The sequence below is a fragment of the Cobetia sp. L2A1 genome, assembly GCF_009796845.1.
In the GTDB taxonomy this organism is placed as follows: Bacteria; Pseudomonadota; Gammaproteobacteria; order Pseudomonadales; family Halomonadaceae; genus Cobetia.
The window spans coordinates 1306184-1332148 of sequence record NZ_CP047025.1; the positions used below are offsets into that span (position 1 = coordinate 1306184).

Below are 25965 nucleotides of genomic sequence, written 5' to 3' on the forward strand. Positions count from 1 at the left end.
CTGAGGCATGGTGATGTGTTTCGCAGTATTGACAGCATGACCCTGGTGGCGGCTCATAGTCCTTAGTTGCGCGCAACGATATATAAACGAAGAGTGAAAGAGTGAAGGCTATTCTCGGGTCGATATCGATGGCCGTGTGAGTCGTGCGGACAAGGACATTGCTGTCAGAAAGCGACTTGTGGTCTACGCTCAGATCAAGGCCGTGCAATTGCCCTGACACGAATACCGCGCCGGGAACGCATGACCGGATTGTCGACGACTGTCAACGGGAGGTAGACCACATGCTGACCCACGTCTGGGGATTGATAGCGCATCCGCAACGAGAATGGCAGACCATCCGCAAGGAACACGAATCCATCACCCACCTCTACGCACATCATGTGCTGCTCATGGCGCTGGTGCCTGTCATCTGTGCATACATCGGGACGACTCAGGTCGGATGGAGCTTGACGGAGGGCCATTCCATCCAGCTAGCGCCACTGGATGCCTTCTTTGCAGGCATCGCTTTCTACATTGCCATTCTGACGGCCATTGGGGTCATGGGCTCCGTCATCCATATGCTGTCGCAGCGTTTCTCGGGGCATCCTAGCCGCCGCCGCTGCATCATCTTTGCAGGTTATGTGGCGACACCCATGTTTCTGGCGGGGCTGGTCGCGCTCTATCCCATCATCTGGTTATGTATCTTCGCGGGCACCGTGGGGCTGTGCTACAGCGCTTATCTTCTGTATCTCGGCATCCCGCCACTGCTGGATATCTCCAACAAGGAAGGCTTCCTTGTCACCGGCTCTACGCTTGGCATTGGCGTACTGGTGCTGGAAGGGCTGCTGGCAGTGACAGTATTGCTGTGGGGTTACGGGGCGCGCTGGTTCCTCTAGTCCCAGGGGAGCTGGAATCCTCAGGGGTTCTGGCGTGCCAACGTACGAGTGGATGACGACATGATTTTCCGCTTTCACATCGAAGTTCATATCAGCGATTGCCTGGTTATCTTCCCCGATATTCGTGTCAGTCTTCCCATCTCTGCTTGCCCGAGAGCTTTTGGGTTGCCGGCATTGTTTCACTGGATTCATTGATAATGTCTGGTCAAATATTCCAGAAAGACAACCAATGACTTGAGGCGCCTCGATAGCAATATCGGTGGCGTCTTTCTTGTCTCTGGTGTCGTGATATACCCATCGAAGATGGGGAGTATCCATCAGCCAACCAAGACTAACGGACATGTAGAAGGCTTGTGCTGAGTGACGAGTCCATGGAAAGTGATCTCCATTATCGAGTGAGTCAGGTGAGGGCGCATGGACAAGTTTGAGCAGAGATTGGAGCAGGCCGCACGGGCCGCATGGCTGTCTTATGTGGGTGGGCGCACTCAGGATGAGATTGCCGCGCAGCTTGGTGTGTCGCGGCCAGGTGTCCAGCGCTTATTGGCATTGGCGCGTCAGGAGCGACTGGTCAAGATCAGCATTGATCATCCCATCGCCGGCAGCATGGCCATGTCGGATGTACTGGTCGAGCGCTTCGGGCTGAGCTTCTGCGATGTGGTGCCGTCGGATACCCAGTCCCGAGATAGCATCGCAGAATTTCTCGCGGTGGCGGGTGCTGATCGTTTGTCGTTCTATCTCAATCGCATTGAGCCACAGACCATTTCATTGGGTACCGGACGCACGGTGCGTTCGGCAGTCGAAGCGTTGAGCCGTAGCGAGCGGCCGCAGCATAGGATTGTCTCGCTGGTTGGCAATGTCGCACTGGATGGCTCATCCAATCGCTATGACGGGGTGATGTTGCTGGCGGACAAGATCGGGGCTGAGCGTTTCCTGCTTCCCGCGCCGGTGGTCGCCGCTTCAATTGACGATAAGGAATCACTGCTGGGCCAGTACCTGGTCAATGCCGTCTTCAAGGTGGCCTGCGAGGCCGATGTTGGGGTGATTGGTATTGGTCGACTCGATGCGCAGGCGACCCTGTTTCAGGATCAATTCATCAGTGCTGCCGAGCGCGATGAGTTACTGGATGCTGGTGCCGTTGGGGAGTTGATGGGGTGGCCGTTGGATGTGAATGGCCAGTTGATAGATTGCCCGCTGACTCGCCGAATCACCAGTGTGCCACTTGCTTCGCTCAAGTCTCAGCCATTGATTGGTATGGCGGGTGGTTATGACAAGGGGCCGGCAATTCTAAGCGCACTGCGCGGCGGGTGGCTGGAAGGGTTGATCATTGATGAGTCGGCCGCTGCGCGTATCTGTGCCGAGTTGTAAGTTGCCTTGAGAGAGAGGTGGTCGCTGCCAATAACCACGTCATGCGGGACTATGAAGTGTCATGAGCATGGTGTGTGAGTGCTGCCGAGCTACTGGGTTCAGGCTGCGAGGGCTACTCCCTTAGCATCAGATTCTAAGGTTGAATAGCCCAAGGTCTAGCGCACAAGAGTTTGCTTTTTCCGCAACCAGATCCGATCATTTGATCATCGGTTGATTGTTTTGATCGGGTGCAGAAGGACAGTCTTTACCTTGGGGAACGCGAGGGCTGCGTCTCTTCAAGAGAGCGAACAAGGGAAGATATCGGTACGGGTAAATCATTGATTACCGATGAGAACAATAACGCCAACAAACGCCCCAGTAGGAGAGCACCATGCGGTTATCTCACTCCATGCTTTCACGTCGTCGCTTGCTGTCACTGGCAGGTCTGGCGGCATTGGTTCCGCTCAGCGGACAGGCCAGTGCTGAAACCATCACCGTCGCGACCGTCAACAATGCCGACATGGTGGTCATGCAGAGCCTGACCAATGAATTCGAGAAGTCCCATCCCGATATCAAGCTGGATTGGGTCGTGCTTGAAGAGAACGTGCTGCGCCAGCGACTGACGACCGATATCGCCACCAAGGGCGGACAGTTTGATGTCATGACCATCGGTACCTATGAAGTGCCTATCTGGGCCAAGCAGGGCTGGTTGACCAAACTCGACAATCTTCCGGCTGACTACAACGAAGCGGATCTCATCAAGCCGATTCGCGATGGTTTGAGCCTGACGGAAGGGGACGACCAAGGGCTTTATGCACTGCCGTTCTACGGCGAAAGCTCCATGCTGTACTACCGCAAGGACCTCTTCGAGAAAGCGGGTATCGACATGCCGGCCAAGCCGACCTGGATCCAGGTCAACGATTGGGCTTCCAAGCTCAATGCACCGGATGAGGGTGCCTACGGTATCTGCCTGCGTGGCAAGCCGGGTTGGGGCGAGAACACGGCGCTGCTGAGCACCATGGTCAACAGCTTTGGCGGCCGCTGGTTTGATGAAGACTGGAAGCCGCAGCTGGATTCCCCGGCCTGGAATGAAGCCGTCAATTTCTATGTCGACCTGATGAACAACTATGGGCCGCCGGGGGCAACTTCCAACGGCTTCAACGAGAACCTGGCACTGTTCTCCAGTGGCAAGTGCGGCATGTGGGTCGATGCGACGTCCGCCGCCGGCAAGCTTTACAACCCGAAGGAATCCTCGGTTGCCGACAAGCTGGGCTTCGCTCCCGCACCGATCGCCAAGACAGAGAAGGGTTCGCATTGGTTGTGGTCCTGGGCACTCGCCATCCCTGAGTCGTCCAAGTCCAAGGATGCAGCACGTACCTTCATCACCTGGGCAACTTCTGAGGAATACATCAATCTGGTCGGTGAGACTCAAGGCTGGGCAAGCATTCCGCCGGGCACTCGCAAGTCTACCTACGAGAATCCGGCCTATCAGGAAGCGGCACCCTTCGCCAGCTTCGTGATGGATGCCATCAACAGTGCTGATCCGACGGATGCGACGCTTGAGCCGGTCCCGTATGTCGGTGTGCAGTTGGTCACCATTCCAGAGTTCCAGTCGATCGGCACTCAGGTGGGGCAGCAGATGGCGGCTGCACTGGCAGGTCAGACATCCGTCGAAGATGCATTGGCCTCTGCTCAGCGCTCCACTGAACGCACCATGCGCCAGTCCGGTTACTGATCACCCTCATCGGTCAGCCATGTCGTTGACATGCTGATCTCGCACCAAAGGCTCCCCGCCGCTCAGGCAAGATCACGCGACACTCATTCGATATGCACTTGATATGCACTCGAAAGTTGAATGTTACGCGGACATGAGCGGCGGGACCCCGTCAGGCGGTACCAGGCAACTTCCTCTCTATCAGGTTTCCCGCAACGTCCTCGCGGCGTGGCACGGACAGCCTTGGCCGGAAGTTCGCCCTTCATCGTCAGACGCTTCTACCGTATTGAAGGACTCACCATGTCTACGAGAGCATCCGGACGCACCGTCGGGGGATTGCGAACCCTGTCGCTGCAAGCCCCAGCCGTTGGCCTGTTATTGATGTGGATGCTGATTCCACTGGCCATGACCCTGTGGTTCTCCTTCCAGCGTTACAACCTGTTGATGCCATCGGTCACCGGGTTTGCCGGTGTCGATAATTATTACTACCTGTTGACTGATCCTTCTCTGTGGACGGCCATGGGTAACACGCTGTTGCTGGTGGGCTGGGTGCTGGTTGCCACGGTCGTGGGCGGTACCTTGCTGGCGGTACTTCTGCAGCAGGAATTCTTTGGACGCGGTGTCGCACGTCTGTTCGTCATCGCGCCGTTCTTCATCATGCCGACCGTGAGTGCACTGGTCTGGAAAAACATGATGATGCATCCGGTCAACGGCATCTTTGCCTGGATCGCCAGCCTGTTTGGTCTGCCGGCGATTGACTGGTTTGCCTCTCTGCCGCTGACCTCCGTGATCATCATCGTCACCTGGCAGTGGCTGCCGTTTGCGGTATTGATTCTGTTGACCGCCATCCAGTCACTGGATGACGACCAGGTCGAGGCCGCGCGTATGGATGGAGCTGGCCCGCTGGCCATCTTCTTCTACATCACGCTGCCACACCTCAAGCGCGCCATCAGCGTGGTGGTGATGATCGAGATGATCTTCCTGCTGACCATCTTCGCCGAGATATTCGTGACCACCTCGGGTGGCCCGGGCCTGGCGACGACCAACCTGGCCTACCTGATCTACATCCGCGCATTGCTGGACTTTGATGTGGGTGGTGCCTCTGCCGGTGGTGTGATCGCCATCATTCTGGCCAACATCGTCGCGTTCTTCCTGGTGCGTACCGTCGCCAAGAATCTTGAGAATTGATGACCCGCGCTCACACAGGGAGTCTGCATGATGACTAGTTCAACCAATTCCGTGGCAGCTGCCAGCATGGCAGTGAATGCCAGCCGGGCTCGCCGCTCCGTCCTCAACCGCAAGCTGGTACTGACTCTGGTGGCGTGGACCATCGCGCTGATGATGTTCTTCCCGATCTTCTGGATGTTCCTCACCAGCTTCAAGACTGAAGCGGAAGCGATTTCCACACCGCCGAGTCTGTTCTTCACGCCCAGCATCGATGGCTATATCGAGATTCAGGCACGGGCTGACTACTTCAAGTACGCCCTCAACAGTGTGGTGATCTCACTGGGTGCCACACTGCTGGCGCTGCTGATCGCCATTCCGTCGGCCTATTCGATGGCGTTCCTGCCGACCAAGCGCACCCAGACCACGCTGCTGTGGATGCTGTCGACCAAGATGCTGCCGTCCGTTGGCGTATTGCTGCCGGTCTATCTGATCTTCCGTGACCTGGGCCTGCTGGATAGCCGCACCGGCCTGATCATCATCTACATGCTGATGAACCTGCCGATCGTGGTCTGGATGCTTTACACCTTCTTCAAGGACATCCCGAAGGACATTCTGGAAGCCGGTCGCATGGACGGCGCCAGCACTTTGCAGGAAATCTTCTACCTGCTGTTGCCGCTGACGCTGCCGGGTATCGCATCGACAGGGTTGCTGTGCGTCATTCTCAGCTGGAATGAGGCCTTCTGGAGTTTGAACCTGACTACGTCGAATGCTGCACCGTTGACCGCTTACATCGCCTCGTTCTCCAGTCCTGAAGGGCTGTTCTGGGCCAAGCTGTCAGCCGCCTCCACGCTTGCCGTCGCCCCGATACTCATCTTCGGCTGGATGACGCAGAAGCAGATGGTGCGGGGCTTGACCTTCGGCGCGGTGAAGTAATCCCTGGCCTCGTGCGAGCCACATTTTGGTCGTTACCGGAGTGCACCTGAACGCGAATGATGCGCTGGTGCCAATCCACAAAATTTGCCATCGCCTGCTCTTGTGGCAGGCGCGGAAAGGAAGCTTACGATGTCCACACTCACGCTCAAGAATATCGTCAAGGAATTCACCTCCGGCAGCGGGGCAAGCGCCTCCACGACCCAGGTCATCAAGGGTGTCGATCTTGAAGTAAAGGATCAGGAGTTCGTGGTATTTGTCGGGCCGTCCGGCTGTGGTAAATCCACGCTGATGCGCATGATCGCGGGACTTGAGAATGCGACCTCCGGTGACATCCTGATCGACGGCCAGCGCATCAATGATGTAGGCCCTGCCGAGCGCGGCCTGGCAATGGTGTTCCAGAGCTACGCCCTGTATCCGCACATGACCGTGGGCGAGAACATGGGCTTCAGCTTGAAGCTTGCCGGTGTCTCCAAGGAAGAGCGTGCCAATAAGGTCAATGCGGCGGCTGACGTGCTGCAGCTGGGGCCGCTGCTGGACCGCAAGCCCAAGGCACTCTCCGGTGGTCAGCGTCAGCGGGTCGCCATCGGCCGCGCCATTGTGCGTAACCCGAGCATCTTCCTGTTTGATGAGCCGCTCTCGAATCTGGATGCCGCCCTGCGCGTACAGATGCGTATCGAGCTGGCGCGTCTGCATGCCGAACTCAAGGCCACCATGATCTACGTGACCCACGACCAGATTGAAGCCATGACCATGGCAGACAAGATTGTCGTGCTGCAAGGTGGCGTGGTCGAGCAGATCGGTTCGCCGATGGAGCTTTACCACCATCCGCGCAACCGCTTCGTGGCAGGCTTCATTGGCTCGCCGAAGATGAACTTCCTTGATGTGACTGTCACGGACGTGCAGGCCGAAGGCATAACGGTACGTCTGCCGGATGACAGCGAGAGCCTGGTTCGAGTCGCTGGCCAGCCCGAGGCCGGCTCGGCAGTCAGCGTGGGTGATCGTCTGACAATGGGCGTGCGTCCGGAGCACCTCATCCTGGATGACAGTGGTCCGTTGAGTGGACAGGTCCAGGTCATCGAGCGTCTGGGCGGAGTGACCTCCCTGTACCTGGCATCGCCGGATGGCTCTGGTGACGGCAAGATAGGGGGTCTCAAGTCTGACGACCAGGCAGATAGCGGTTGGATTCTGATCGCTGGCGGTGATGTGGCGAGCCGTGTCGGGGATAATATCCGCTATAACTTCGATGCGGCGCGTGCTCACCTGTTCACGAGTGATGACCTGGCGTTGCCAAGTCTTGATCGCCATCCGCTGACAGGTCTGACACGTCAGGACAACTCTCTCTCCAGCGTGCAGGCGGCAGACGTATGAGTAGCGGCGAGAGGAGATCCATCCATGCTCAATCATTCGGTGCAGGCGCCCTCGCGGATGGCGACACAGGCAAGCCGTTGCGTCAGGTGATTTTCGACTGTGATGGTGTGCTGGTCGACAGTGAAGTGCTGGCCGAGCAAGTGCTGACGCAGCAGCTGGCAGAGTGGTTGCCGGATCTGGACGCTGAAGCTGAGTTGCGCACGGCATTGGGTATGACGACCGATGCCATCCTGGGGCACCTTGAGGCCATGAGCGCGCATCAGTTACCGATGCAGGCACTGGAGCGTATCGACTCGGCCATCGAATCACGACTGGCAGATGAACTTGCCGCCATTGATGGCGTGGCAGAGTTGCTGGAGCAGCTTTCGTTGCAGGGCATGGCAATGGCGATCGTCTCCAATAGCTCAGCGCGACGGGTGAAAGCCTCTCTGGCGGCAACGGGGCTGGATCGTTGGTTGGGCTCGGTACCGCTCTTCACGGCTGAGCAGGTCGCCGTGCCGAAACCAGCCCCTGATGTCTATCAGCTGGCCTTGCGCCGTCTGGGGCGTGATGTGAGCGAGTGTGTCGTGGTCGAAGACAGTCTGGCGGGCGTCACGGCTGCCGTGGCGGCAGGCCTGCGGGTGATTGGTTTTACCGGGGCTGGTCACATCCCGGCGGGCCATGATGTCTCTCAGCGTGAGGCAGGTGCCTGGCAATCCACCGCGAATATGGCGGAAGTGTCCACCATGATAAGCGGCTTGCTCACGGATGATGCGCTAGCAAAGGAGTGATCGCATGAGCCAGATGACAGCACACACCGTCAATAGCGCTCATCGACCTCGTGATGTTGCGTCTCGTAAGCTGGTCGGCAAGGTTGCCGTAGTGACGGGCGGTGCCGGGGGTATCGGTCTGGCAATTGCCACACGCTATGTGCAGGAAGGCGCCAGCGTGGCGTTGGCAGACATCGACATCGAGAGTGCGAATCGCTCGGCAGTGGCATTGCGACAGCAGGAAGGGCCGCAGGCTCGCGTGTTGGCAGTGGAATTGGATGTCACGTCCAGTGTCTCGCGTCAGAGCATGATCGAGTGTGTCCAGGCGCAATTGGGACCGATCGACATTCTGGTCAACAATGCGGCGGTCTTTGACATGGCGCCCGTGCTGGAGGTCAGTGAAGGCATGCTGCATACCATGCTGGCAGTCAATGTCGAGGGGGTGTTCTTTACGCTGCAAGCGGTGGCAAGAACGATGGTCGAGCGCGGGCAGGGCGGGCGCATCATCAACATGGCTTCGCAGGCCGGACGTCGCGGTGAAGCGCTGGTCAGCGCCTATTGCGCCTCCAAGGCAGCAGTGATCAGTCTGACGCAATCCTGTGGGCTTGATCTCATCAAGCACGGCATCAACGTCAATGGCATTGCGCCCGGCGTTGTGGATACCCCAATGTGGGACGAGGTGGATGCACTCTTTGCGCACCATGAGCATCGACCGTTGGGTGAAAAGAAGCGTCTGGTCGGGGAGGCTGTGCCCTTTGGGCGTATGGGACGCCCCGAGGACCATGCGGGAGCCGCTGTATTCCTGGCCTGTGAAGACAGCGATTTTGTCGTTGCCCAGACACTCAATGTCGACGGTGGCAACTGGATGAGCTAAGGATGAGGAACCGTTCCTTCCTGTTGCAAGGGTGTGCATCCATGAATGAGGTAGTCACGTGACATCTTTACCCAATTCCCGTCTGGCCCACATGATGCCGGAACTTGGTGATATGGCCAGCCGCCTATTGGCACAACACGCGCAAAGTCAGCGTGCGCGGACGGTTGTGGCCTTGGCAGGACCGCCCGCGGCAGGCAAGTCGACGCTCTCGGAGCGCCTCTGCGAGGCATTGAATACGCTGGAAGCCGATATTGCCGTGGTAGTACCGATGGACGGCTATCACTTCGACAATGCTGTACTTGCTCCGCGCGGGCTGTTGGACATCAAGGGGGCTCCGGAAACCTTTGATGCCGAGGGGCTGCGCCGGGACCTGATACGTGTGCGTGAAAACTCCGGCTCGGTCGCCGTGCCGGTGTTCGATCGGCCGCTTGATCTGGCCCGTGCCGGTGGACGTGTCGTCGAACCCCATCACCGTATCGTGCTGGTGGAGGGTAATTACCTGCTGCTTGAGCACCCGCCGTGGAGTACGCATTCGGCGCTGTATGACCTGAGTATCTTTCTGGATATCGAAGATGAGGTGCTGATACCTCGCCTTCTGAACCGTTGGCGCGAAATGGGTCAGGACGCACGCGGTGCGTATGCCCTCACGTATCACAAGGACATGCTCAATGCGCACTTGATCAAGACCAGCTCGCGTGCTGCCGACTGGCGTTGGCGTCTTGCAGACGCACCCATTGTCCAGGAAGACACGCTACCTCCCTCGATTTGATTTGCCAGCGGTTGTTTACGGTCCTTGCTGTTGTTCATAGCCTTACTGTCCCAAGGAGAGCCACCATGACGGTGTCGACATCTACACCTTCTGCTTGCGTGTCCCTGACTCAAGCAGTGCTGGATAAGCCGCAGGGGCTGAGCAACCACATTGCCCTGCCGACATATGACCGTCGCAGTCTCACCGCCGGTATCGTGCACTTTGGTGTCGGTGGCTTTCATCGTGCTCATCAAGCGATGTATCTAGATCAGTTGATGAACCAGGGCGAGGCACATGATTGGGGTATCGTGGGCGTTGGCGCGATGCCTGGTGATCGGCGCATGCAGGAGGCACTGGCGGCTCAAGACTATCTGTTCACACTGATGGTCAAGCACTCGGACGGGCGTATCGACGCGCGAGTGATCGGTAGCATGATCGATTATCTGTTCGCCCCGGATGACCCGGAGGCCGTCATCGAGCGCCTGTGTGATCCCGCAATTCGTATCGTCTCGCTGACCGTGACGGAAGGCGGCTACAACTTCCACCAGATCACCGGCGACTATGACGTGGATGCCCCTGCCGTCGTGCATGACCTGGCCAATCCGACACGGCCGCAAACCACTTTCGGACTGGTCATCGAAGCACTGGTTCGCCGCCGTCAGCGCGGCATCGCGCCTTTCACCATCATGTCCTGCGATAACATCCAGGGGAATGGTGATGTGGCGAGTCGTATGTTCGTCGCACATGCACGTGCACTGGATGCGCAGCGCACCGCTGACAGCGATGCCGGGACGGGCGGACTGGGTGACTGGATCGCCAGTCATGTCAGCTTCCCCAATTCAATGGTGGATCGCATCACGCCTGTCACCACGCAGGAGGACATTGCGCTGCTGGAGTCATCGTTCGGACTGACAGACCGCTGGCCCGTCACCTGCGAACCGTTCACTCAATGGGTGTTGGAAGATCATTTTGGTCATACTGCTGGTGGGGAAGAGAGAGGAGGAGAGGCTGAGCGCCGCCCAGCCTTTGAAAAGGTGGGGGTCCAGTTGGTCGACGATGTTGTGCCCTATGAGCTGATGAAGCTGCGCCTGCTCAATGCCAGTCACCAGGCATTGACCTACCTTGGGTATCTTGCCGGCTTCCGTTATGCCCATGAAGTCTGCCAGGACTCCCTCTTCATCGACTTCCTGCTTGCCTATATGGATCGCGAAGCGACCCCGACGTTGAGTCCGTTGCCGGGAGTCGATCTTGCCGCTTATAAGCGTACGCTGATTGAACGGTTTGCCAATCCGAATATCCGCGATACGCTCGCAAGACTGTGTGCCGAGTCCTCTGACCGCATTCCCAAGTGGCTGGTGCCGGTGGTCCATCAGCAGCTGGCGGCCGAAGGCGATGTGCGTCTGTGCGCTGCCATCATCGCCAGCTGGGCGCGTTATGCCGAAGGTATTGATGAGCAGGGTGAGGCCATTGCGGTGGTGGATCGTCTGAGCGAGCGACTGACGCGTATCGCGTTGACGCAAAAAGCGCATCCGCTGGCCTTCCTGGAGCAACAGGATCTCTTCGGGGATCTGGCGACGGTGCCGTGCTTTGCCGACGCATATGTCGCGGTACTCAATGATTTGCATCAGCTGGGCGCACGTGTGGCACTCGAACGCTTGATGGCGTCTCTCGATGCCTCTCGTTGAGCCACCCGCCTGTCTGAGTGTTGGCTTTCATATCGAGCAGGGAGAGGGCGCATGTTGGTAGGGATAGATTGCGGCACCCAGAGCACCAAGGTCGTGATTGTGGACCCCGCGCTCGGGCATATCATCGGCCAGGGCCAGCGCAGCCATGAGCTGCACGAGGGCGCGAACGGTCGGCGTGAGCAGGCCCCCGCTGACTGGATCGCGGCACTGGAAGGTGCCCTTGATGATGCACTGGCGGCAGGCCAGATCGATCCGCAACGGATTCAGGCCATCGGCGTGTCAGGTCAGCAGCATGGCATGGTCGCGCTTGATGCTGAAGGCGTGCCGCTCTATCCCGCCAAGCTGTGGTGCGATACTGAAACCAGTGAGCATAACGCCGCACTCATCGAGGCATTGGGCGGCGAGCGCGGCTGCCTCGACGCTCTTGGGCTCGTGCTACAAACTGGCTATACGGCTTCCAAGGTCGCTTGGTTGCGGGAGCAGCATCCTGAGCGATACCAGCAGATTGCCACCTTGCTACTGCCTCACGACTACCTCAATTTCTGGCTGACCGGCGAGCGCGTCACCGAGCGCGGTGATGCCTCGGGGACGGGCTATTTCGATACCCGCCGACAGCAATGGCATCAGGAAGTCTTTCATCTCATTGCACCGGAACTGGACGCACGTCGCGTACTGCCGAGGATAATCGAGTCGCATGAGCCGGCCGGGCGGGTACGCTCAGAGATCGCCGCACGGTTTGGCCTGCGCGAGGATGTGATTGTCTCCAGCGGTGGTGGCGACAACATGATGAGTGCCATCGGTACCGGCAACATTGCGCCAGGGCGCGTGACACTGAGCATGGGAACGTCGGGCACGGTCTGCGCCTGGTCCACTGACTATCCTGATGGATGTGATTCGCAGGTGGCGAGTTTCAGCTCAAGCGATGGTGGCTGGTTACCGCTGGTGTGCACCATGAACGTCACCTCGGCCACTACGCGGGTGCGTGAGATGTTTGGCCTTGATGTCACGGCTTTCTCTGCGCAGGTCGCACGCTCGCCGCGTGGTGCGCAGGGCGTGCAGGTACTGCCCTTTTTCAATGGCGAGCGTGTGCCGATGTTGCCGAGAGCCGAGGCTAGCTTCCACGGCCTCGACAGTCGCAATACCACCCCCGCGAACCTGTGCCGTGCCACCATGGAAGGTGCCAGCTACGGACTGCGTTATGCACTGGAATGTCTCGGACCGCTGGGTGCCAATGCACGCCAGATACGCGTGGTGGGAGGCGGTGCCAAGAGCCCGCTATGGCGACAGATGCTGTCGGATATGCTCAATATCGAGGTGGTGTGTCCACAGGTCTCAGAAGCGGCTGCGCTGGGTGCGGCGATTCAGGCCGCTTGGTGTCTTGGGCATCAACAGGGCAGTGGGGCGACACTGAACAGCATATGTGAGCGGCTGGTGACACTGGACCTTGCGACGCGAACACTGCCTGACGCAGCCGGTGTCGCTGACTACCGTAGTGGCTATGAGCGTTACCGCACGCTGCTGAGAGATGTTCACGGCATCCCCATGGGGGGCGCGGTAGATTGATGTGATTCTCGCAAAACGCCCCGCCTCTGAGCGATCAGAAGGCGGGGCGTTTGTGTGTCAGAGTATCAGTTCTGCTCGATCTGGCCTTCAGGCCTGGAGTCATGCGTCTCAAGACGCTGAGGAGCGCGCCCACAGATTCACGTCGCCATCAACGGCGTAGCGGTCAATCTCATCGAGCTCCGCTTGGCTGAACTCAAGGTGATCAAGTGCTTTCACGCAATCGGTTACCTGCTCTGGGCGGCTTGCGCCGATCAGCGCCGTGGTCACGCGATTGCCGCGCAGTGCCCAGGCGAGTGCCATCTGTGCCAGCGACTGGCCACGCCCTTCGGCAATTTCATTCAAGGCACGGACTCGCGCAAGGTTATCCTCACTCAGGTGACTATCCTTGAGCGCCCCGCCCCGTGCCAGGCGACTATCTTCCGGCACGCCGGCCAGGTACTTGCCGGTCAGCACGCCCTGCGCCAGTGGTGAGAACACGATAGACCCCATGCCTTCCTCATCAAGAGTGTCCAATAGGCCATCGTCCTCGATCCAACGATTGATCATCGAGTAGCTGGGCTGATGAATGATGCACGGTGTCCCCAGCTCACGCAGAATGGCCGCGGCCTCGCGGGTGCGTTGGGCGTTGTAGGAGGAGATGCCGGCATACAGTGCCTTGCCGGAACGCACCGCGCTATCCAGTGCGCCCATGGTTTCTTCCAGCGGTGTGTCAGGGTCGAAGCGGTGGGAGTAGAAGATGTCAACGTAGTCGAGGTCCATGCGCTTGAGGCTCTGATCCAGGCTCGACAGCAGATACTTGCGGCTACCCCATTCGCCATAGGGGCCAGGCCACATGCGATACCCCGCCTTGCTGGAAATCACCAGCTCATCACGATACCCCGCGAAGTCGTGTTTGAGCATACGACCAAACATCTCTTCGGCACTGCCCGGCGGCGGCCCATAATTATTGGCGAGGTCAAAGTGGGTAATGCCGTGATCGAATGCCGTGCGGCAGATGGCGCGAGCATTATCTTCGTGACTGTTGTTGCCAAAGTTGTGCCACAGCCCCAGTGACAGGCGCGGCAGCTTGAGGCCGCTCTTGCCGCAGCGCTGATACTGCATGCGCTCATAACGATCATTGGCGGGGGTATAACTCATGAGGGAATCCCTTCTGGCGCGCCGCTGGGCTCGGTCAAGTCAGGCAGCGCTATCGATGAGCCGGGCCGATGCACTGCGCACCGGTTGTCATGCCAGTCTAGGACGCTAGGCGGGCCCTGATAAGCCATGCTCAGCGAATAGATTGTTTGCTATAACAGACAATCACCACAGACCCGTGAGTGTAGAAAGAGGTCAGGAAGCGGCAAGAAAGAGGTCAGCTCGTTGGTTCGTAAAGAGTGGCACGTCAGTACACGGCAGGAGTCCTCATGCAGCAGCACAAGAAGATGGAGCGTCTGATGTTGTTCGCTCAGGTGGCGGAATCCCTGAGCTTTACCCGCGCAGCAGAGGTGTTGGGTATTTCACGAGGTTATCTCTCCGAGCAGGTGCGCCGCCTGGAGCGAGAGATTGGTGCGCCACTCTTGATTCGCACTACCCGGGCGGTGCGCCTGACCGAGGAGGGCGAGCGCATTCGTTTGCGCATGCGCGGTGTGCGGAACGAGCTGGTGGCATTGGAGCGCGACCTTGAACATGAGCGCCACAGCTTCAGTGGTGTGTTGCGGGTGACTGCGCCAGTGCTGTTTGCCGAGCGCTATTTGATGGCCATCTGTCGTGATTTCCAGGTACGCCATCCGGCGCTGGAGATTCGCCTTGATGTCAGCTATGAAAGTCATGATCTGACCCGGGAACCCTTTGATGTGGCGTTTCGTGCCACGCGCCAGCCGCCGGGTAACATGATTGCACGGCACCTGCTGGATTATGTCCACTGTTGCTGTGCCACACCCCTCTATCTGGCAGCTCATGGTACGCCCCATCAGTCATCGGATCTCACCGCGCATCGCTGTCTGCGCTGGACAGGGCACACCCATTGGGCGATGGCCAGCGGCGAGGTGATCATCAGTGGTAGGCTGGCCATCAATGATCATCGCTTGCTCAAGCAGCAGGCGCTGGCCGATGGCGGCATCATCCGCGTCGCAGAATATCTGGTGGATCATGAGCTGGCTGATGGCCGTCTGGTGCGGGTGCTGGAAGCCGAGGAAGATACACCGCACAGTATTTACATGCTCTACCCACAGCGTATTCAACAGTCCGATAAGCTCAGAGCTTTCATGGATGCGGTGATCGCAGGGATACCGGGGCAGGTATGAGCAGACCCAAAAGGACCCGCGTGCCATCTCTCCGGCACGCGGGTCCTTGTTTACTGCCTTCTCGTCATCGTCACGCCATGACTGCCTGTTATCGTTAGCTGCCAGGCTGGCGAGCGATAGGCTGGGCGCTAACGTTAAAGCCCGAGCGCTGCTACACCAGCCTTGGCAATCTGCGCATCCTGCTCCGGCTTCACACCGGACACGCCGATGCTGCCAGCCAACTGACCTTCTACCAACACGGGTACGCCGCCACCCAGCATGCCTTCGAGTTCTGGTGCAGATAGAAACGCGGTGCGTCCGCCATTGATGGAGTCTTCAAACAGCTGCGTCTCGCGGCGACCCAGTGCGGCGCTCTTGGCTTTTTGTTGGGCGAAGTAGCCTGTCATTGCCGGCGTATTGTCGAGACGACGCAGGCCCATCGGGTGACCACCATCATCAGCGACAGCGATGGAGACTGCCCAGCCATTGGCATCAGCCTCCTTTTGCGCAGCGTTCAGCATTACATTGACGTCATCGAGGGTCAGTACGTGGCGAGAGATCATGAGGCTTCCTTGTTTGGGATGATGGGGTGAAGGGATGCTAGAGACTATCGGGGCCGTCCAGCATGTGTCTTCCCCGGAAGATAACGGGCATTTATGTATCAGGTTGCAGCGGCGAGCGCCTCGTCGACTAGCTCTATCCAATGTCGCACTGAGGTACGTCCAGCACTGTTGAGGTGAGTCTGGCAGCCGATGTTGGCGGTCACGATGGTCGAGGCTCCACTGGCCTCAAGCGCTCCCAGCTTGCGGTCTCGGAGCTGGCGTGACAACTCTGGCTGTGTGACGGAGTAGGTGCCCGCAGAGCCGCAGCATAGATGACTCTCTGCCACAGGCGCGATCTTGAAGCCCAAACGACTCAGTAGCGCTTCTGTCTTGCCGCCGAGTTTCTGGGCATGTTGTAGCGTACAGGGGCAGTGGAAGGCCAGTGTCTTCTTGCCACCGACAACGGTATTCAGTCGTCGCGCATCACGGGTGTGTGCCGTGTCATTGACGTCCGTGTTCTCGCCATTCGTGCTCTCGACATTCGTGCTCTCGATAGCAGGGATTTCCGCGGCAGCACTGACTGCGGCGTCCAGGACTTCGACAATATCCTTGGCCAATGCACTCACTCGCGCTGCTCGCTCGGCATAGTCCGGGTCATCGGCGAGCATCTCACCGTATTCCTTGACGAAGGCGCCACAGCCGCTGGCAGTCTGCACGATGCTCTCGGCGCCGGCTTCAATGGCGGGCCACCAGGCATCGATATTGGCGCGCATGCGTGCCCGACCCGCCTGCTGAGCGTTGAGGTGGTAGTCGATGGCCCCGCAGCAACCGGCTTCCTTGACGGGTGTGACACCGATGCCGAAGCGGTCAAGTACACGTGCTGTCGCGGCATTGGTGTTGGGCGACAGCCCCGGCTGTACGCAACCCTCTAGCATCAACACCTGTCGGGAATGACGCTGTGGCGAGGGCCGCGCCACCGATGAGTGATGGTCTGGCACCGGAATTTTATCGGCCAACGAGGCGGGTGCGAGTGGTCGAAAGCGCACACCCAGCGCCAACAGCGCCTTGAAGCGCGTGGGCTCAACTAGCGCATGGCGCAAACCGGTGCGCAGCAGTCGTTCATGCCACGGTCGGCTGACGCGACGTTCGAGTTCATGGCGGCCGATATCCAACAGCTTGTGATACTTGACGCCGGAAGGGCAGGTCGTCTCGCAGCTGCGGCAGCTCAGACAGCGATCCAGGTGCAACTGTGTCTCGCGCGTCACCTGTGATGCGCGTTGACGTTCGCTTTCCTCTGCGCTGTCGGGATCGCTCTCCAGCAGCTGTTTGATCAGATAGATACGTCCACGCGGACCGTCGCGCTCGTCGCCCAGCAACTGATAAGTCGGGCAGGTGGCATTGCAGAAGCCACAGTGAACACAGCTACGCAGCACCTTGTCGGCCTTCTGGATGTGCGGCTTGGCGAGTGCGGCTTCGCTGAAGTGTGTCTGCATGGTCAGGACTTCCTTGAGATAGGGCGGAGTTCTCTATTGTGATTGCGCTATCGGTGCTTGCGCCTTATAGCCCTGCATGTAGTCGGCCGGGATTCAGAATGCCGAGTGGATCGAGCTGCTGCTTGAGCTGGACGTGATAGCGAGTGTTGATGGCGGCCAATGGCATCAAAGGACTGTCTTGCTCATTGACGACCCCCGGGGTGTAGCAGATGGCATGTCCTCCAAAGCGATGTGCCAGTTGGCGGATACGCTCAGGCGCTGCATCGCTATATAGCCAACGCTGGGCGCCGGCCCAATCACACAGCAGGTCTTCCTCATCAATATGGCCCAGCGTTTCGCTGACGGCGGCTTGCCAATCTCCATGGTTGAGCACCAATGGCAGCGACAGGCGCCATAGCGCCTCATGGCTGGCAAGAGTCGTGAAAAAGGGAAGTTGGTGCTCGCGCAGGTCTGACCAGTAACTAGCCGCTTCGATCGCGTGCAGTGACTCGCCCCCCAGCATCGTCACGCCGGCTTCTACTGAGCGCATGCCCCCTTCCAGTCGCAGGGATAACGTACCGGCTTGCCAGCTGGCAGCGGAGATCGGCAGTGGTGTGCGCCCCCAGGCGGTAAGCCGTGTGAGCGTCTCGTCTAGGGACAGCTCCAGACGCAGTGACTGACTCGCCGCTGGGCGCGGCATCACCTTGAGGGAGACTTCGCTGATGGCGCCCAGCGTGCCTTGTGCGCCGGTCATCAGGCGCGAAAGGTCATACCCGGCAACGTTCTTCATCACCTCACCGCCGAAGCGCAATGCCTTGCCTTCGGCACTGATGATGCGCGTACCCAACACCAGATCACGCAGACTGCCACTCCACGGGCGGCGTGGGCCCGATAGCCCGCAAGCAAGCGTGCCCCCGACAGTGGCATTCGCTCCGAAGTGCGGCGGCTCGCAGCTCAGGTGCTGATGCTGCTCGGCCAGCACGGCCTCAAGCTCAGCGAGAGGGGTGCCAGCACGTACCGAGACCATCAGCTCCACGGGGTCATAGTGAGTGATGCCGTGATGCGCGCGCATGTCGAGCACTTCATCGGCCTCGACTGTCCGGCCGAGAAAGGCCTTGCTGCCACTGCCGGTGATGCGTAGCGGGCGCTGTGCCGCATGTGCTGCGCGCACCTGTTCACCGAGTGCCTCACTCGCGTCATGTCCGCTCTGATTACCGTGGGCATACTCGGCATGGGCCGGTACTTGACGCTGAGAAACAGGGGATGGCTCTGACATGTCATGTCCTTGTGTGGCAGTGCAGCCTTCGTTCAACGCGAAGCCGACAGATCAGCAGTACGACGGATGATCAAAAACGCGGCAGCTCGGGGTGCGGCAGCTGGTTGTGGTGTACATGCATGGCACCAAATTCAGCACACCGCGCCAGGGTCGGGATATTCTTGCCGGGATTGAGCAGGCCAGTCGGGTCGAAGGCAGCCTTCACGGCATGAAAGACGGTGATTTCATCGCTGGTGAACTGAGCGCACATCTGATTGATCTTCTCGCGGCCCACGCCATGTTCACCGGTGATACTGCCACCGGCGGCCACACACAGTTCGAGGATCTTGCCGCCGACGTCCTCGGCCAGCTCAAGTTCGCCGGGACGATTGGCATCGAACAGGATCAGCGGGTGCATGTTGCCGTCACCTGCATGAAACACATTGGCGACGGCCAGTCCCGACTGGCGTGAAAGCTCGGCAATTCCGGTCAGCACTGTCGGGAGTTCGCGGCGAGGGATGGTGCCATCCATGCAGTAATAGTCAGGCGACATGCGACCGACGGCAGGGAAGGCATTCTTGCGTCCTGCCCAGAAGCGCGCGCGCTCCTGCTCGTCACGTGCCAGACGAATCTCGGTGGCGCCGGCGAGCTCCAGCACCTCACGCACTCGCGCGCAGTCGTCACTGACATCCCCTTCGGCACCATCCAGTTCACACAACAGGATGGCAGTCGCCTCGATCGGGTAGCCAGCATGAATGAAGTCTTCAGCGGCGCGAATGGCCAGGTTATCCATCATCTCCAGGCCACCAGGAATGATGCCGCAGGCGATGATGTCACCGACGGCGCGACCCGCCTTGTCGATATCATCGAAGCTCGCCATCAGTACCTTGGCAGTCTCCGGTTTTGGCAGTAGACGGACCGTCACTTCCGTTACCACACCCAGCATGCCCTCGGAGCCCGTGAACAGCGCAAGCATGTCCAGTCCCGCGGCATCGAGGCTGTCGGCACCAAGTGTCATCGGCTCGCCTTCGATGGTCAGCACTTCCAGTTTGAGCAGGTTATGCACGGTCAAACCGTACTTGAGGCAGTGCACGCCACCGGCATTTTCAGCGACGTTTCCGCCGATGGAACAGGCGATCTGGGAGGAGGGGTCCGGGGCGTAGTAGAGGCCATAGGGGGCGGCCGCTTCTGAAATCGCGAGATTGCGCACGCCGGGTTCCAGACGTGCTATGCGTGCATCAGGGTCAATCTCGAGAATTCTCGCCATGCGTGACATCACCAGCAACACCCCCTGTTCCAAGGGCAATGCGCCGCCGGAAAGGCCGGTGCCAGCTCCCCGCGTGACCACAGGTACGCCAAGGGCATGGCACTCGCGCAGCAGGGCGGCGACCTGCTCGACGCACTCAGGCAGCGCAACCAGCATCGGCATGACGCGATAGGCCGCCAGACCATCACACTCGAAAGGGTGCAGGTCTTCTTCACGGTGCAGTAGCGTCAGGCTCGGCAGCATCGCCGTGAGATGTGCCAGTACCTTGGCCTTGTCGTGTTGCGTCAGCGGTCCATCCAACGCTGGGTCGTACAGGATATTCATGAGGCGACTCCCGAAACGGTCAGTCTTCAATCTGGCGTGCAGACCTCGCATTGTCCATGTATGAGTCAAGTGGTCTGACCAGACATTCGTCTAGTGACTGTCGCTAGTGCTCGTCTGTTTGATAGGGATGTCTGTAGGGTGTGAAGAGTGGTCTGACCAGTGAATCGGCGCGATTGATGACAACGAACAACGACACAAAGAGGTCAGCGATGCAGGTAATGAACAGTGCTCTGCCATCTGATCTACGGGCGCCCGAGCAAGCCGCGGCACGTCTTGAGCAATTGATACTCGATGGCGTACTGAAGCCGGGTCAGATGATCCCCTCTGAGCGTCTCCTGTGTGAGCGATTGGGGATCTCGCGCCCCTCGCTGCGCGAAGGACTGAGACTGTTGCGTGGCAAGGGCATCATTGAAACGCGTCACGGAAAGGGCTCAAGCGTCGCGCAGCTGCTGCCGAGTGCTGATATCAGCCCACTGATGCATCTGTTTCGTGATCATCCGCGCACACTCTACGATTTACTGGAGGTAAGGGCGTTGCTGGAGGGCGAGTCGGCGCGACTCGCAGCACAACGGGGGACGCCGGCTGACCGCGTATTGATTCGCCGCCACTATGAAGCGATGGCAGCCTGCATACGTGAAGCGACGGGCGATACGCTGCCAGATGCCCAGCAGCTGGCTCGCCTGGATCACGCTTTCCATCACGCCATCTGTGAGGCATCACACAATCCGGTACTGGTACATACGCTGCAGGGCATCAATGACCTGCTATTGAGTTCGGTCTTCGCGTCGTTGCGCAATCTCTATCACCGACCCATTCCTCGTGGACAGATCAATGCTCAGCACACGGCGATCTATCGTGCCGTGATGGACCAGCTTCCTGAGGTGGCCGAACAGGCGGCGCTGCATCACTTGCACAGCATTCGTGACAGTTTGCGTGAACTGGAGGCAGAGGACGAACGGCTAGTGCGATCAGCGATGCGTCTGGAAGGGTTTGGGTAGCAGAAAAAATTCGATGTGACGAAGCGCGAGGAGTAGCCGCGCGAGTTCACTCAGGGCAAAGTAGGCGGATCATCTACTCGGAAGCCATGCTGCCACCATGTTGAAACTCTCTTCTGCCAGTGACTGGCTCGATCGTCTCAATCGCTCGCGTCACGCCATGCTGTGGCTGTTCTTCGCTTCAGTGCTGGAGACGCTGCTGATCCCGATTCCGATTGAGGTGATTCTGATCCCGTGGATGCTGCGTCATCCTGAGCGCCGCTGGCGGATAGCTGCCGTGGCATTGGCGGGCAATCTGTCGGCGGCGTTGGTGGGCTTCTATCTTGGCTCCCATGCACTGGCACTCTGGGGTGACAGCCTGATCGGATTCTTTGGCGGTCAGCAGGCCTTTGATATGTTCCAGCAACGCTTCAGCGAACAGGGCTTTCTCGCCATCGTGCTGATCGGCATCGTGCCGATCCCCTTCCAGAGCGCGATGCTGGTCGCTGGCGCCAGCGGTTATCCCGTGGGGTTGTTCCTGCTGGCGGCGTTGATCGGGCGAGGTGTACGCTATTTCGGGCTGGCCGCGCTGGTGGCGCTGCTTGAAGACCGTGCGATGGCACTGTGGCAGCGCTACTCAGGCCCGTTGGGCCTGGTGGGGCTAGTCGCCGTGGGTGCCTGGCTTTGGCAGGCCTTCATGCAATAGCCCCCTCAATACTCAATAAGGCGACTCTCAGCGACGTGAGGCAAGCAGTGCCTTGCCACGCTGATATTCCTCTTCCCACACTGCACGTGGCACCATGCTGCCGCCGGTCGACCAGACGATGTGTGTCGTATTGGCCTGTATCGTCGGGCTATCCAGGCCGACATGCTGTCGCCAGGCCCGCCAGAGCGGTGAATCCTCCAATACGCGTAGCATGCCCGGCACGCCGGCCAGTGCCGATGGTTCAAGTCTCAACCCTTCGCTGTCATAAGCCAGCGCAAGCAGTGCCAGCAAGGTGTCATCCTGCAGGGTGTAGATGCCGCTCAGCAGTGGTGACATGACGCGCCCGACAAAGGCCGAGGCACGGCCCACTGCCAGGCCATCGGCACAGGTGGTGTTATCGATGCCAATGTCCTGCACGGCAATGGCGTCATGTTCGCCGGTCAGCATGCCCAGCAACATGCAGGGCGAGTGCACGGGTTCAGCGAAGAAACAGTGTACGGCATCGCCAAAGGCCAGTTTGAGACCGTACGCCACGCCCCCGGGGCCACCCCCCACACCGCAGGGCAGATAGACGCAAAGCGGATGCTGGGCATCGATATGAATGCGCTGGGCTGCCAGCTGCTGTTCAAGCTCTCTTGCTGCCGTCGCATAGCCATTGAACAGATCACGCGAGCCTTCGTCGTCGATAAAGTATGCGTTGGGGTGCTGAAGGGCCTCACGCCGTCCGGTGTCCACGGCCTCGCTGTAGTCTCCGGAATGCTCGACGACCTGTGCTCCGCGTTCGCGCAGCAAGTCCTTCTTCCACTGGCGAGCATCTGCCGACATATGTACGGTGACGCAAAAGCCGAGTCGTGCGCTCATGATGCCGATGCTCAAGCCCAGATTGCCGGTAGAGCCCACCAGGATGTGGTGCCGAGATAGCAGTTCACGCAGTGCGGATTGTTCAAAGGCGCGATAATTATCGCCAGTGCTGAGTAGGCCACTGTCCAATGCGAGTGTCTCCGCATGCTTGAGCACTTCGTGAATGCCGCCACGCGCCTTGATGGAGCCAGAGACGGGCAGCGCGTGATCACACTTGATCATCAAGCGGCCGAGGAGTGCATTGGCAGGCGTCGTGGTCAGCGATAACGCATGCTGGAGTGCTGGGGCTTCGATCAGCGGCGATTCGATGTTCCCCGCCGTATCACGCGTGTCGGCAAAGGCCTCTGCTATCCAAGGTGCGAAGCGTGCAAGACGTGCGCAGGCTTCATCAACGTCCTGGGGGCTCAGGCCGCTGTCTTGCAGTGCTGGTGAGGCCAGTGCTTCGCGACAAGGCAGCTGGTCAGGGTTTATCCAGCTGGCTTCCTGGTAGGCGACAAGTGATGCGAGTTCAGGAAAGCGGGCGATGAGATCAGCGGTCGTGTGAGGAGTCACGGGCATGCATCAATCCTTGAGGCGACAGGGCAATAGGAGGTAGCGATAGGCTAGCCTGTCCTGCAGGAGCTTGTCAGCTCGGCGCCGTCTGATCAGTTTTACGTTCCTCGCTGATATCAGCGGTGTCTTCAGTTGGCAACGCACGTAGTTCAGTCTTCACATCCAGTAAAGTATTGTGACAAAAAAGGCTGAATCTTTTTGTGTTGAACGGGATAGAAATTGAGAAGCGGTGGTCGTAGTAAGCAAGGATATGATGTTATCGCGATGTTATGTCTGGTTTTAACTGTTCTTATCTCCGCCACGGTTTTTCCTGGCGGATTTTTTTTGTTCAAATTCAGGCAGTCACTCGCCACGTATACGTTCGCGGGAAGGTGCTCTTCTGAAACGGTCACTTTTCTTGCGATGTGAATGTGCCTGACGAGACCGGCGGGGAAATATGTCGCCGCCTGCTTGATTAGCTATCGGGTAATAGTTCATCGATCCGACGTAGTACTGCAGAGTGCTATCAGGTGATGTCGACCCCCCATGAAAAAGCCCCGCTGGCGAGTGCTAGTGGGGCATTTTCATGGGGAGCGTTTTCGAATGGCGATACTGACTCAGCAGCCTGATTGCATGATCAATAGTGCGCTCAGCACATCTCGGCGTGTCACCAGGCCCAGTAGGCGGCCCTGCTCAACAACGGGGTAGACCTTGGGGCGCTGACCGTTCATTCGTTGCGCCAGATCAGTGATGCTGTCACTGGGGCTGACGCTAAGTACTTCATTGCGCATCAAATCACCGACATGGGCGTGTTGGCCGCAGTGGTAGGCACTGTCGAGTAGCTTGCCGAGAATGTCTTGCTCTGAGATAAAGCCGATCAGACGGTCCAGGTCATCGACGACAGGTACGCCGGGTAGACGATGGTGTGTCAGGCCCTGTGCGAGTTCGAGAATGCTGGTGCGTGCCTTCACTCGATAGCAATCGCGGGACATGATGTCGCGAATGGTCGAGGGAACCGTGAGTTGCGCTGCTTTCATGGCAGGCCTCCTGCTCCCCACAGGGAGTCGTTCAATGAATGCCGATAGTCACTCGGATGGCTACCGGCGGCATGCAACCTGTGCCTAGAGCATAGGGCATTCGTACGTGGGTTGCCTGAAGGCGTCAACTCACGAAAGACTCAGTCACCCGGACCACATTCCATGCAGCGCTCGACGATAGCTGGCCCCAGTTGCAAGTTGGCATTGAGGTCACGCAGTGCGGTACGCAGGCCTTCTTCGATCACCGGATGATAGAAGGGCATCTCCAGCATCTGCTCGATGGTCATGCGCTGTTGATGTGCCCACGCCAGCAAGTGAGCAAGATGCTCTGCGCGTGGGCCGAAGATCTCGGCGCCTAGCAGCAGGCCCGTTCCTTGCTCGCCGTAGACGCGTAGCATGCCTTTGTTCATGCGCATCACGCGGGAGCGGCCTTGGCCAGTGAAGTCGACTTCCCCGACCGCGTAGCAATCACAGGCACCATAGCGCTGCTCGATCTCGGCAGTGGATAGCCCGATGGTCGCCATCTGCGGATCGCTGAACACGACAGCAATAGTGCTTTTGCGATGTCCTGCGCGCACATCGGGGAAGCGACCTGCGTTGTCACCCGCGATACGGCCTTCATCCGAGGCTTCATGCAGCAGCGGCAAGTCATTATTGGCGTCGCCCACAATGAATACATTGCTTGGTTTGTCATCGCAATAGCGAGTCTGCAGGGTATGACGATTGAAGATCGGCACGCCGCGTTCATCCAGTTTGAGATTCAGCGCCTCGATATTGAGACGGTCTACATTCGGGCGGCGCCCGGTGGCGGCGAGCAGGTAATCGAAGCGCTCGGTCAGGCGCGCGTCGCTACCACGTTCGATGAAGGTGATCTCCACGCCGGCACCGTTCTCGTCTTCGACGCGTTCGATCTTCTCGACCTTGGCGTCGGGGTCCAGGTAGAACTCTTCATTGAAGACGCGATCAGCATTGGCACGGATTGTCTCGTCGCGTAGCGGCCCGATGGCACCGCCGACCCCGAACATGCGGATACGCACCCCCAGTCGACTGAGCGCTTGACCCAATTCGAGCCCGATGACGCCGGGGCCGAAGACTGCGACGGACTCAGGTAGATCATTCCACTCGAACACGTTGTCATTGATGATCAGGCGATCACCGGCGTTATCGAAGAAGCCCGGATAGCTGGGGCGTGAACCGGTCGCGATGATGACGCGCTCGAAGGTCACGCGGGTCTCGTTGTCGCCGATGATCAGGCTATTGGCAGTTTCGAAACGCGCGTTGCCACGTAGACGATCATGTGACGGGATACCCTCGATGGACTCGATCACGAAACCGACGAAGCGGTCACGCTCACGTTTGACGCGATCCATCACGGCGCGACCGTTGACCTTGACCTCGCCCTGGATCTCGATGCCGAAAGGGCCGGCATCACGGGCGTGGTGCGCCGCTTCTGCCGCACTGATCAGAAGCTTGGAGGGCATGCAGCCGACACGGGCACAGGTCGTGCCGTAAGGGCCACCTTCGATCATGACAACGGAATCGGTGTGTGCCTTGGCGGCACGATAGGCACCGAGACCTGCACTGCCTGCGCCAATGATGGCGACTTCAACCTGGCGTTCGTTCATCTCGTACTCTCCTGAAGGCCCGTGGTAGGCATGAGCCCTTACTGATTAGTGGGATAGGCATGCGATTGCCGGGTGATAGGCATGGCATGC

The 25965-nt window shown here is 59.0% G+C and carries 22 protein-coding genes; 14 read left to right on the forward strand and 8 right to left on the reverse strand.

Annotated features, from left to right (window positions below):
- Positions 1-281: 281 nt before the first annotated feature.
- The 11 genes from GQR90_RS05650 (at position 282) to xylB (ending at position 13020) form a co-directional block, all read left to right on the forward strand.
- A complete protein-coding gene (locus GQR90_RS05650; protein WP_158773264.1) occupies positions 282-875 on the forward strand; it encodes a Yip1 family protein in 594 nt (197 codons plus the stop codon).
- Between the two features lie 414 nt (positions 876-1289).
- Positions 1290-2240, forward strand: a complete 951-nt coding sequence (locus GQR90_RS05655; protein WP_158773265.1) for a sugar-binding transcriptional regulator — start codon at positions 1290-1292, stop codon at positions 2238-2240.
- 370 nt (positions 2241-2610) lie between these two features.
- The gene (locus GQR90_RS05660; protein WP_158773266.1) at positions 2611-3954 is read left to right on the forward strand and encodes an ABC transporter substrate-binding protein; all 1344 of its coding nucleotides are present in this window, start codon (positions 2611-2613) and stop codon (positions 3952-3954) included.
- 279 nt (positions 3955-4233) lie between these two features.
- Positions 4234-5121 (forward strand): carbohydrate ABC transporter permease, encoded by an 888-nt coding sequence (locus tag GQR90_RS05665; protein ID WP_158773267.1) that lies wholly within the window; start codon positions 4234-4236, stop codon positions 5119-5121.
- Between the two features lie 66 nt (positions 5122-5187).
- Entirely contained in the window at positions 5188-6033 is an 846-nt protein-coding gene (locus GQR90_RS05670; RefSeq protein ID WP_144727887.1) for a carbohydrate ABC transporter permease, read from the forward strand.
- 129 nt (positions 6034-6162) lie between these two features.
- Positions 6163-7401, forward strand: coding sequence for an ABC transporter ATP-binding protein (locus GQR90_RS05675; RefSeq protein ID WP_158773268.1), 1239 nt, complete (start codon positions 6163-6165; stop codon positions 7399-7401).
- On the forward strand, positions 7398-8171 hold the full coding sequence (locus tag GQR90_RS05680) for an HAD family hydrolase (RefSeq protein ID WP_325064290.1): 774 nt from the start codon (positions 7398-7400) through the stop codon (positions 8169-8171). The genes GQR90_RS05675 and GQR90_RS05680 overlap by 4 nt, the downstream gene beginning before the upstream one ends.
- A 13-nt stretch (positions 8172-8184) precedes the next feature.
- On the forward strand, positions 8185-9024 hold the full coding sequence (locus GQR90_RS05685) for an L-iditol 2-dehydrogenase (RefSeq protein ID WP_158775331.1): 840 nt from the start codon (positions 8185-8187) through the stop codon (positions 9022-9024).
- Positions 9025-9082: 58 nt separating this feature from the next.
- Positions 9083-9793, forward strand: a complete 711-nt coding sequence (locus GQR90_RS05690) for a nucleoside triphosphate hydrolase (RefSeq protein ID WP_325064291.1) — start codon at positions 9083-9085, stop codon at positions 9791-9793.
- Between the two features lie 65 nt (positions 9794-9858).
- Positions 9859-11457 carry a mannitol dehydrogenase family protein gene (locus tag GQR90_RS05695; protein ID WP_158773269.1) on the forward strand — a complete coding sequence of 533 codons (1599 nt, stop codon included), beginning with the start codon at positions 9859-9861 and terminating at the stop codon, positions 11455-11457.
- 51 nt (positions 11458-11508) lie between these two features.
- Positions 11509-13020 (forward strand): xylulokinase, encoded by a 1512-nt coding sequence (gene xylB / locus GQR90_RS05700; protein WP_158773270.1) that lies wholly within the window; start codon positions 11509-11511, stop codon positions 13018-13020.
- A 108-nt stretch (positions 13021-13128) separates the two neighbouring features.
- On the opposite strand, the gene mgrA is transcribed toward xylB, so the two are convergent.
- A complete protein-coding gene (gene mgrA, locus GQR90_RS05705; protein WP_158773271.1) occupies positions 13129-14157 on the reverse strand; it encodes an L-glyceraldehyde 3-phosphate reductase in 1029 nt (342 codons plus the stop codon).
- Positions 14158-14423: 266 nt separating this feature from the next.
- Between mgrA and GQR90_RS05710 the strand changes: the two genes are divergently transcribed.
- Complete coding sequence (locus GQR90_RS05710) at positions 14424-15302, forward strand: LysR family transcriptional regulator (protein WP_158773272.1); 879 nt, start codon at positions 14424-14426, stop codon at positions 15300-15302.
- A gap of 134 nt (positions 15303-15436) precedes the next feature.
- Here the strand turns inward: GQR90_RS05710 and GQR90_RS05715 are convergent, their stop codons facing one another.
- The 4 genes from GQR90_RS05715 to glcD all read right to left on the reverse strand — a co-directional run bounded on the left by GQR90_RS05715 (position 15437) and on the right by glcD (position 20141).
- A complete protein-coding gene (locus tag GQR90_RS05715; RefSeq protein ID WP_158773273.1) occupies positions 15437-15844 on the reverse strand; it encodes a GlcG/HbpS family heme-binding protein in 408 nt (135 codons plus the stop codon).
- Positions 15845-15942: 98 nt separating this feature from the next.
- A complete protein-coding gene (glcF, locus tag GQR90_RS05720; protein ID WP_158773274.1) occupies positions 15943-17316 on the reverse strand; it encodes a glycolate oxidase subunit GlcF in 1374 nt (457 codons plus the stop codon).
- Between the two features lie 64 nt (positions 17317-17380).
- The gene (glcE, locus tag GQR90_RS05725) at positions 17381-18571 is read right to left on the reverse strand and encodes a glycolate oxidase subunit GlcE (RefSeq protein ID WP_158773275.1); all 1191 of its coding nucleotides are present in this window, start codon (positions 18569-18571) and stop codon (positions 17381-17383) included.
- Positions 18572-18641: 70 nt separating this feature from the next.
- Positions 18642-20141, reverse strand: a complete 1500-nt coding sequence (gene glcD, locus GQR90_RS05730) for a glycolate oxidase subunit GlcD (protein ID WP_158773276.1) — start codon at positions 20139-20141, stop codon at positions 18642-18644.
- Between the two features lie 209 nt (positions 20142-20350).
- Here glcD and glcC point away from each other — a divergent pair, with 209 nt between their 5' ends.
- Both glcC and GQR90_RS05740 read left to right on the forward strand, forming a co-directional pair.
- Positions 20351-21139, forward strand: coding sequence for a transcriptional regulator GlcC (gene glcC / locus GQR90_RS05735; protein ID WP_233266444.1), 789 nt, complete (start codon positions 20351-20353; stop codon positions 21137-21139).
- 97 nt (positions 21140-21236) lie between these two features.
- Entirely contained in the window at positions 21237-21821 is a 585-nt protein-coding gene (locus GQR90_RS05740) for a YqaA family protein (RefSeq protein WP_024951654.1), read from the forward strand.
- A 27-nt stretch (positions 21822-21848) separates the two neighbouring features.
- Here GQR90_RS05740 and GQR90_RS05745 read toward each other — a convergent pair whose 3' ends face one another.
- The 3 genes from GQR90_RS05745 to GQR90_RS05755 form a co-directional block, all read right to left on the reverse strand.
- Positions 21849-23240: a D-serine ammonia-lyase gene (locus tag GQR90_RS05745; RefSeq protein WP_158773277.1), complete on the reverse strand. Its 1392-nt coding sequence runs from the start codon at positions 23238-23240 to the stop codon at positions 21849-21851.
- Positions 23241-23830: 590 nt separating this feature from the next.
- Positions 23831-24250 (reverse strand): CBS domain-containing protein, encoded by a 420-nt coding sequence (locus GQR90_RS05750; protein WP_158773278.1) that lies wholly within the window; start codon positions 24248-24250, stop codon positions 23831-23833.
- A 140-nt stretch (positions 24251-24390) separates the two neighbouring features.
- Positions 24391-25875 carry a dihydrolipoyl dehydrogenase gene (locus tag GQR90_RS05755; protein WP_158773279.1) on the reverse strand — a complete coding sequence of 495 codons (1485 nt, stop codon included), beginning with the start codon at positions 25873-25875 and terminating at the stop codon, positions 24391-24393.
- Between the last annotated feature and the right edge of the window lie 90 nt (positions 25876-25965).

Bases quoted from the DNA above. Each gene is read 5' to 3' on its own strand.
- GQR90_RS05650 (WP_158773264.1), top strand. From the start codon at position 282: ATGCTGACCCACGTCTGGGGATTGATAGCGCATCCGCAACGAGAATGG.
- GQR90_RS05655 (WP_158773265.1), top strand. From the start codon at position 1,290: ATGGACAAGTTTGAGCAGAGATTGGAGCAGGCCGCACGGGCCGCATGG.
- GQR90_RS05660 (WP_158773266.1), top strand. From the start codon at position 2,611: ATGCGGTTATCTCACTCCATGCTTTCACGTCGTCGCTTGCTGTCACTG.
- GQR90_RS05665 (WP_158773267.1), top strand. From the start codon at position 4,234: ATGTCTACGAGAGCATCCGGACGCACCGTCGGGGGATTGCGAACCCTG.
- GQR90_RS05670 (WP_144727887.1), top strand. From the start codon at position 5,188: ATGGCAGTGAATGCCAGCCGGGCTCGCCGCTCCGTCCTCAACCGCAAG.
- GQR90_RS05675 (WP_158773268.1), top strand. From the start codon at position 6,163: ATGTCCACACTCACGCTCAAGAATATCGTCAAGGAATTCACCTCCGGC.
- GQR90_RS05680 (WP_325064290.1), top strand. From the start codon at position 7,398: ATGAGTAGCGGCGAGAGGAGATCCATCCATGCTCAATCATTCGGTGCA.
- GQR90_RS05685 (WP_158775331.1), top strand. From the start codon at position 8,185: ATGACAGCACACACCGTCAATAGCGCTCATCGACCTCGTGATGTTGCG.
- GQR90_RS05695 (WP_158773269.1), top strand. From the start codon at position 9,859: ATGACGGTGTCGACATCTACACCTTCTGCTTGCGTGTCCCTGACTCAA.
- xylB (WP_158773270.1), top strand. From the start codon at position 11,509: ATGTTGGTAGGGATAGATTGCGGCACCCAGAGCACCAAGGTCGTGATT.
- mgrA (WP_158773271.1), bottom strand. From the start codon at position 14,157: ATGAGTTATACCCCCGCCAATGATCGTTATGAGCGCATGCAGTATCAG.
- GQR90_RS05710 (WP_158773272.1), top strand. From the start codon at position 14,424: ATGCAGCAGCACAAGAAGATGGAGCGTCTGATGTTGTTCGCTCAGGTG.
- GQR90_RS05715 (WP_158773273.1), bottom strand. From the start codon at position 15,844: ATGATCTCTCGCCACGTACTGACCCTCGATGACGTCAATGTAATGCTG.
- glcF (WP_158773274.1), bottom strand. From the start codon at position 17,316: ATGCAGACACACTTCAGCGAAGCCGCACTCGCCAAGCCGCACATCCAG.
- glcE (WP_158773275.1), bottom strand. From the start codon at position 18,571: ATGTCAGAGCCATCCCCTGTTTCTCAGCGTCAAGTACCGGCCCATGCC.
- glcD (WP_158773276.1), bottom strand. From the start codon at position 20,141: ATGAATATCCTGTACGACCCAGCGTTGGATGGACCGCTGACGCAACAC.
- glcC (WP_233266444.1), top strand. From the start codon at position 20,351: ATGCAGGTAATGAACAGTGCTCTGCCATCTGATCTACGGGCGCCCGAG.
- GQR90_RS05740 (WP_024951654.1), top strand. From the start codon at position 21,237: ATGTTGAAACTCTCTTCTGCCAGTGACTGGCTCGATCGTCTCAATCGC.
- GQR90_RS05745 (WP_158773277.1), bottom strand. From the start codon at position 23,240: ATGCCCGTGACTCCTCACACGACCGCTGATCTCATCGCCCGCTTTCCT.
- GQR90_RS05750 (WP_158773278.1), bottom strand. From the start codon at position 24,250: ATGAAAGCAGCGCAACTCACGGTTCCCTCGACCATTCGCGACATCATG.
- GQR90_RS05755 (WP_158773279.1), bottom strand. From the start codon at position 25,875: ATGAACGAACGCCAGGTTGAAGTCGCCATCATTGGCGCAGGCAGTGCA.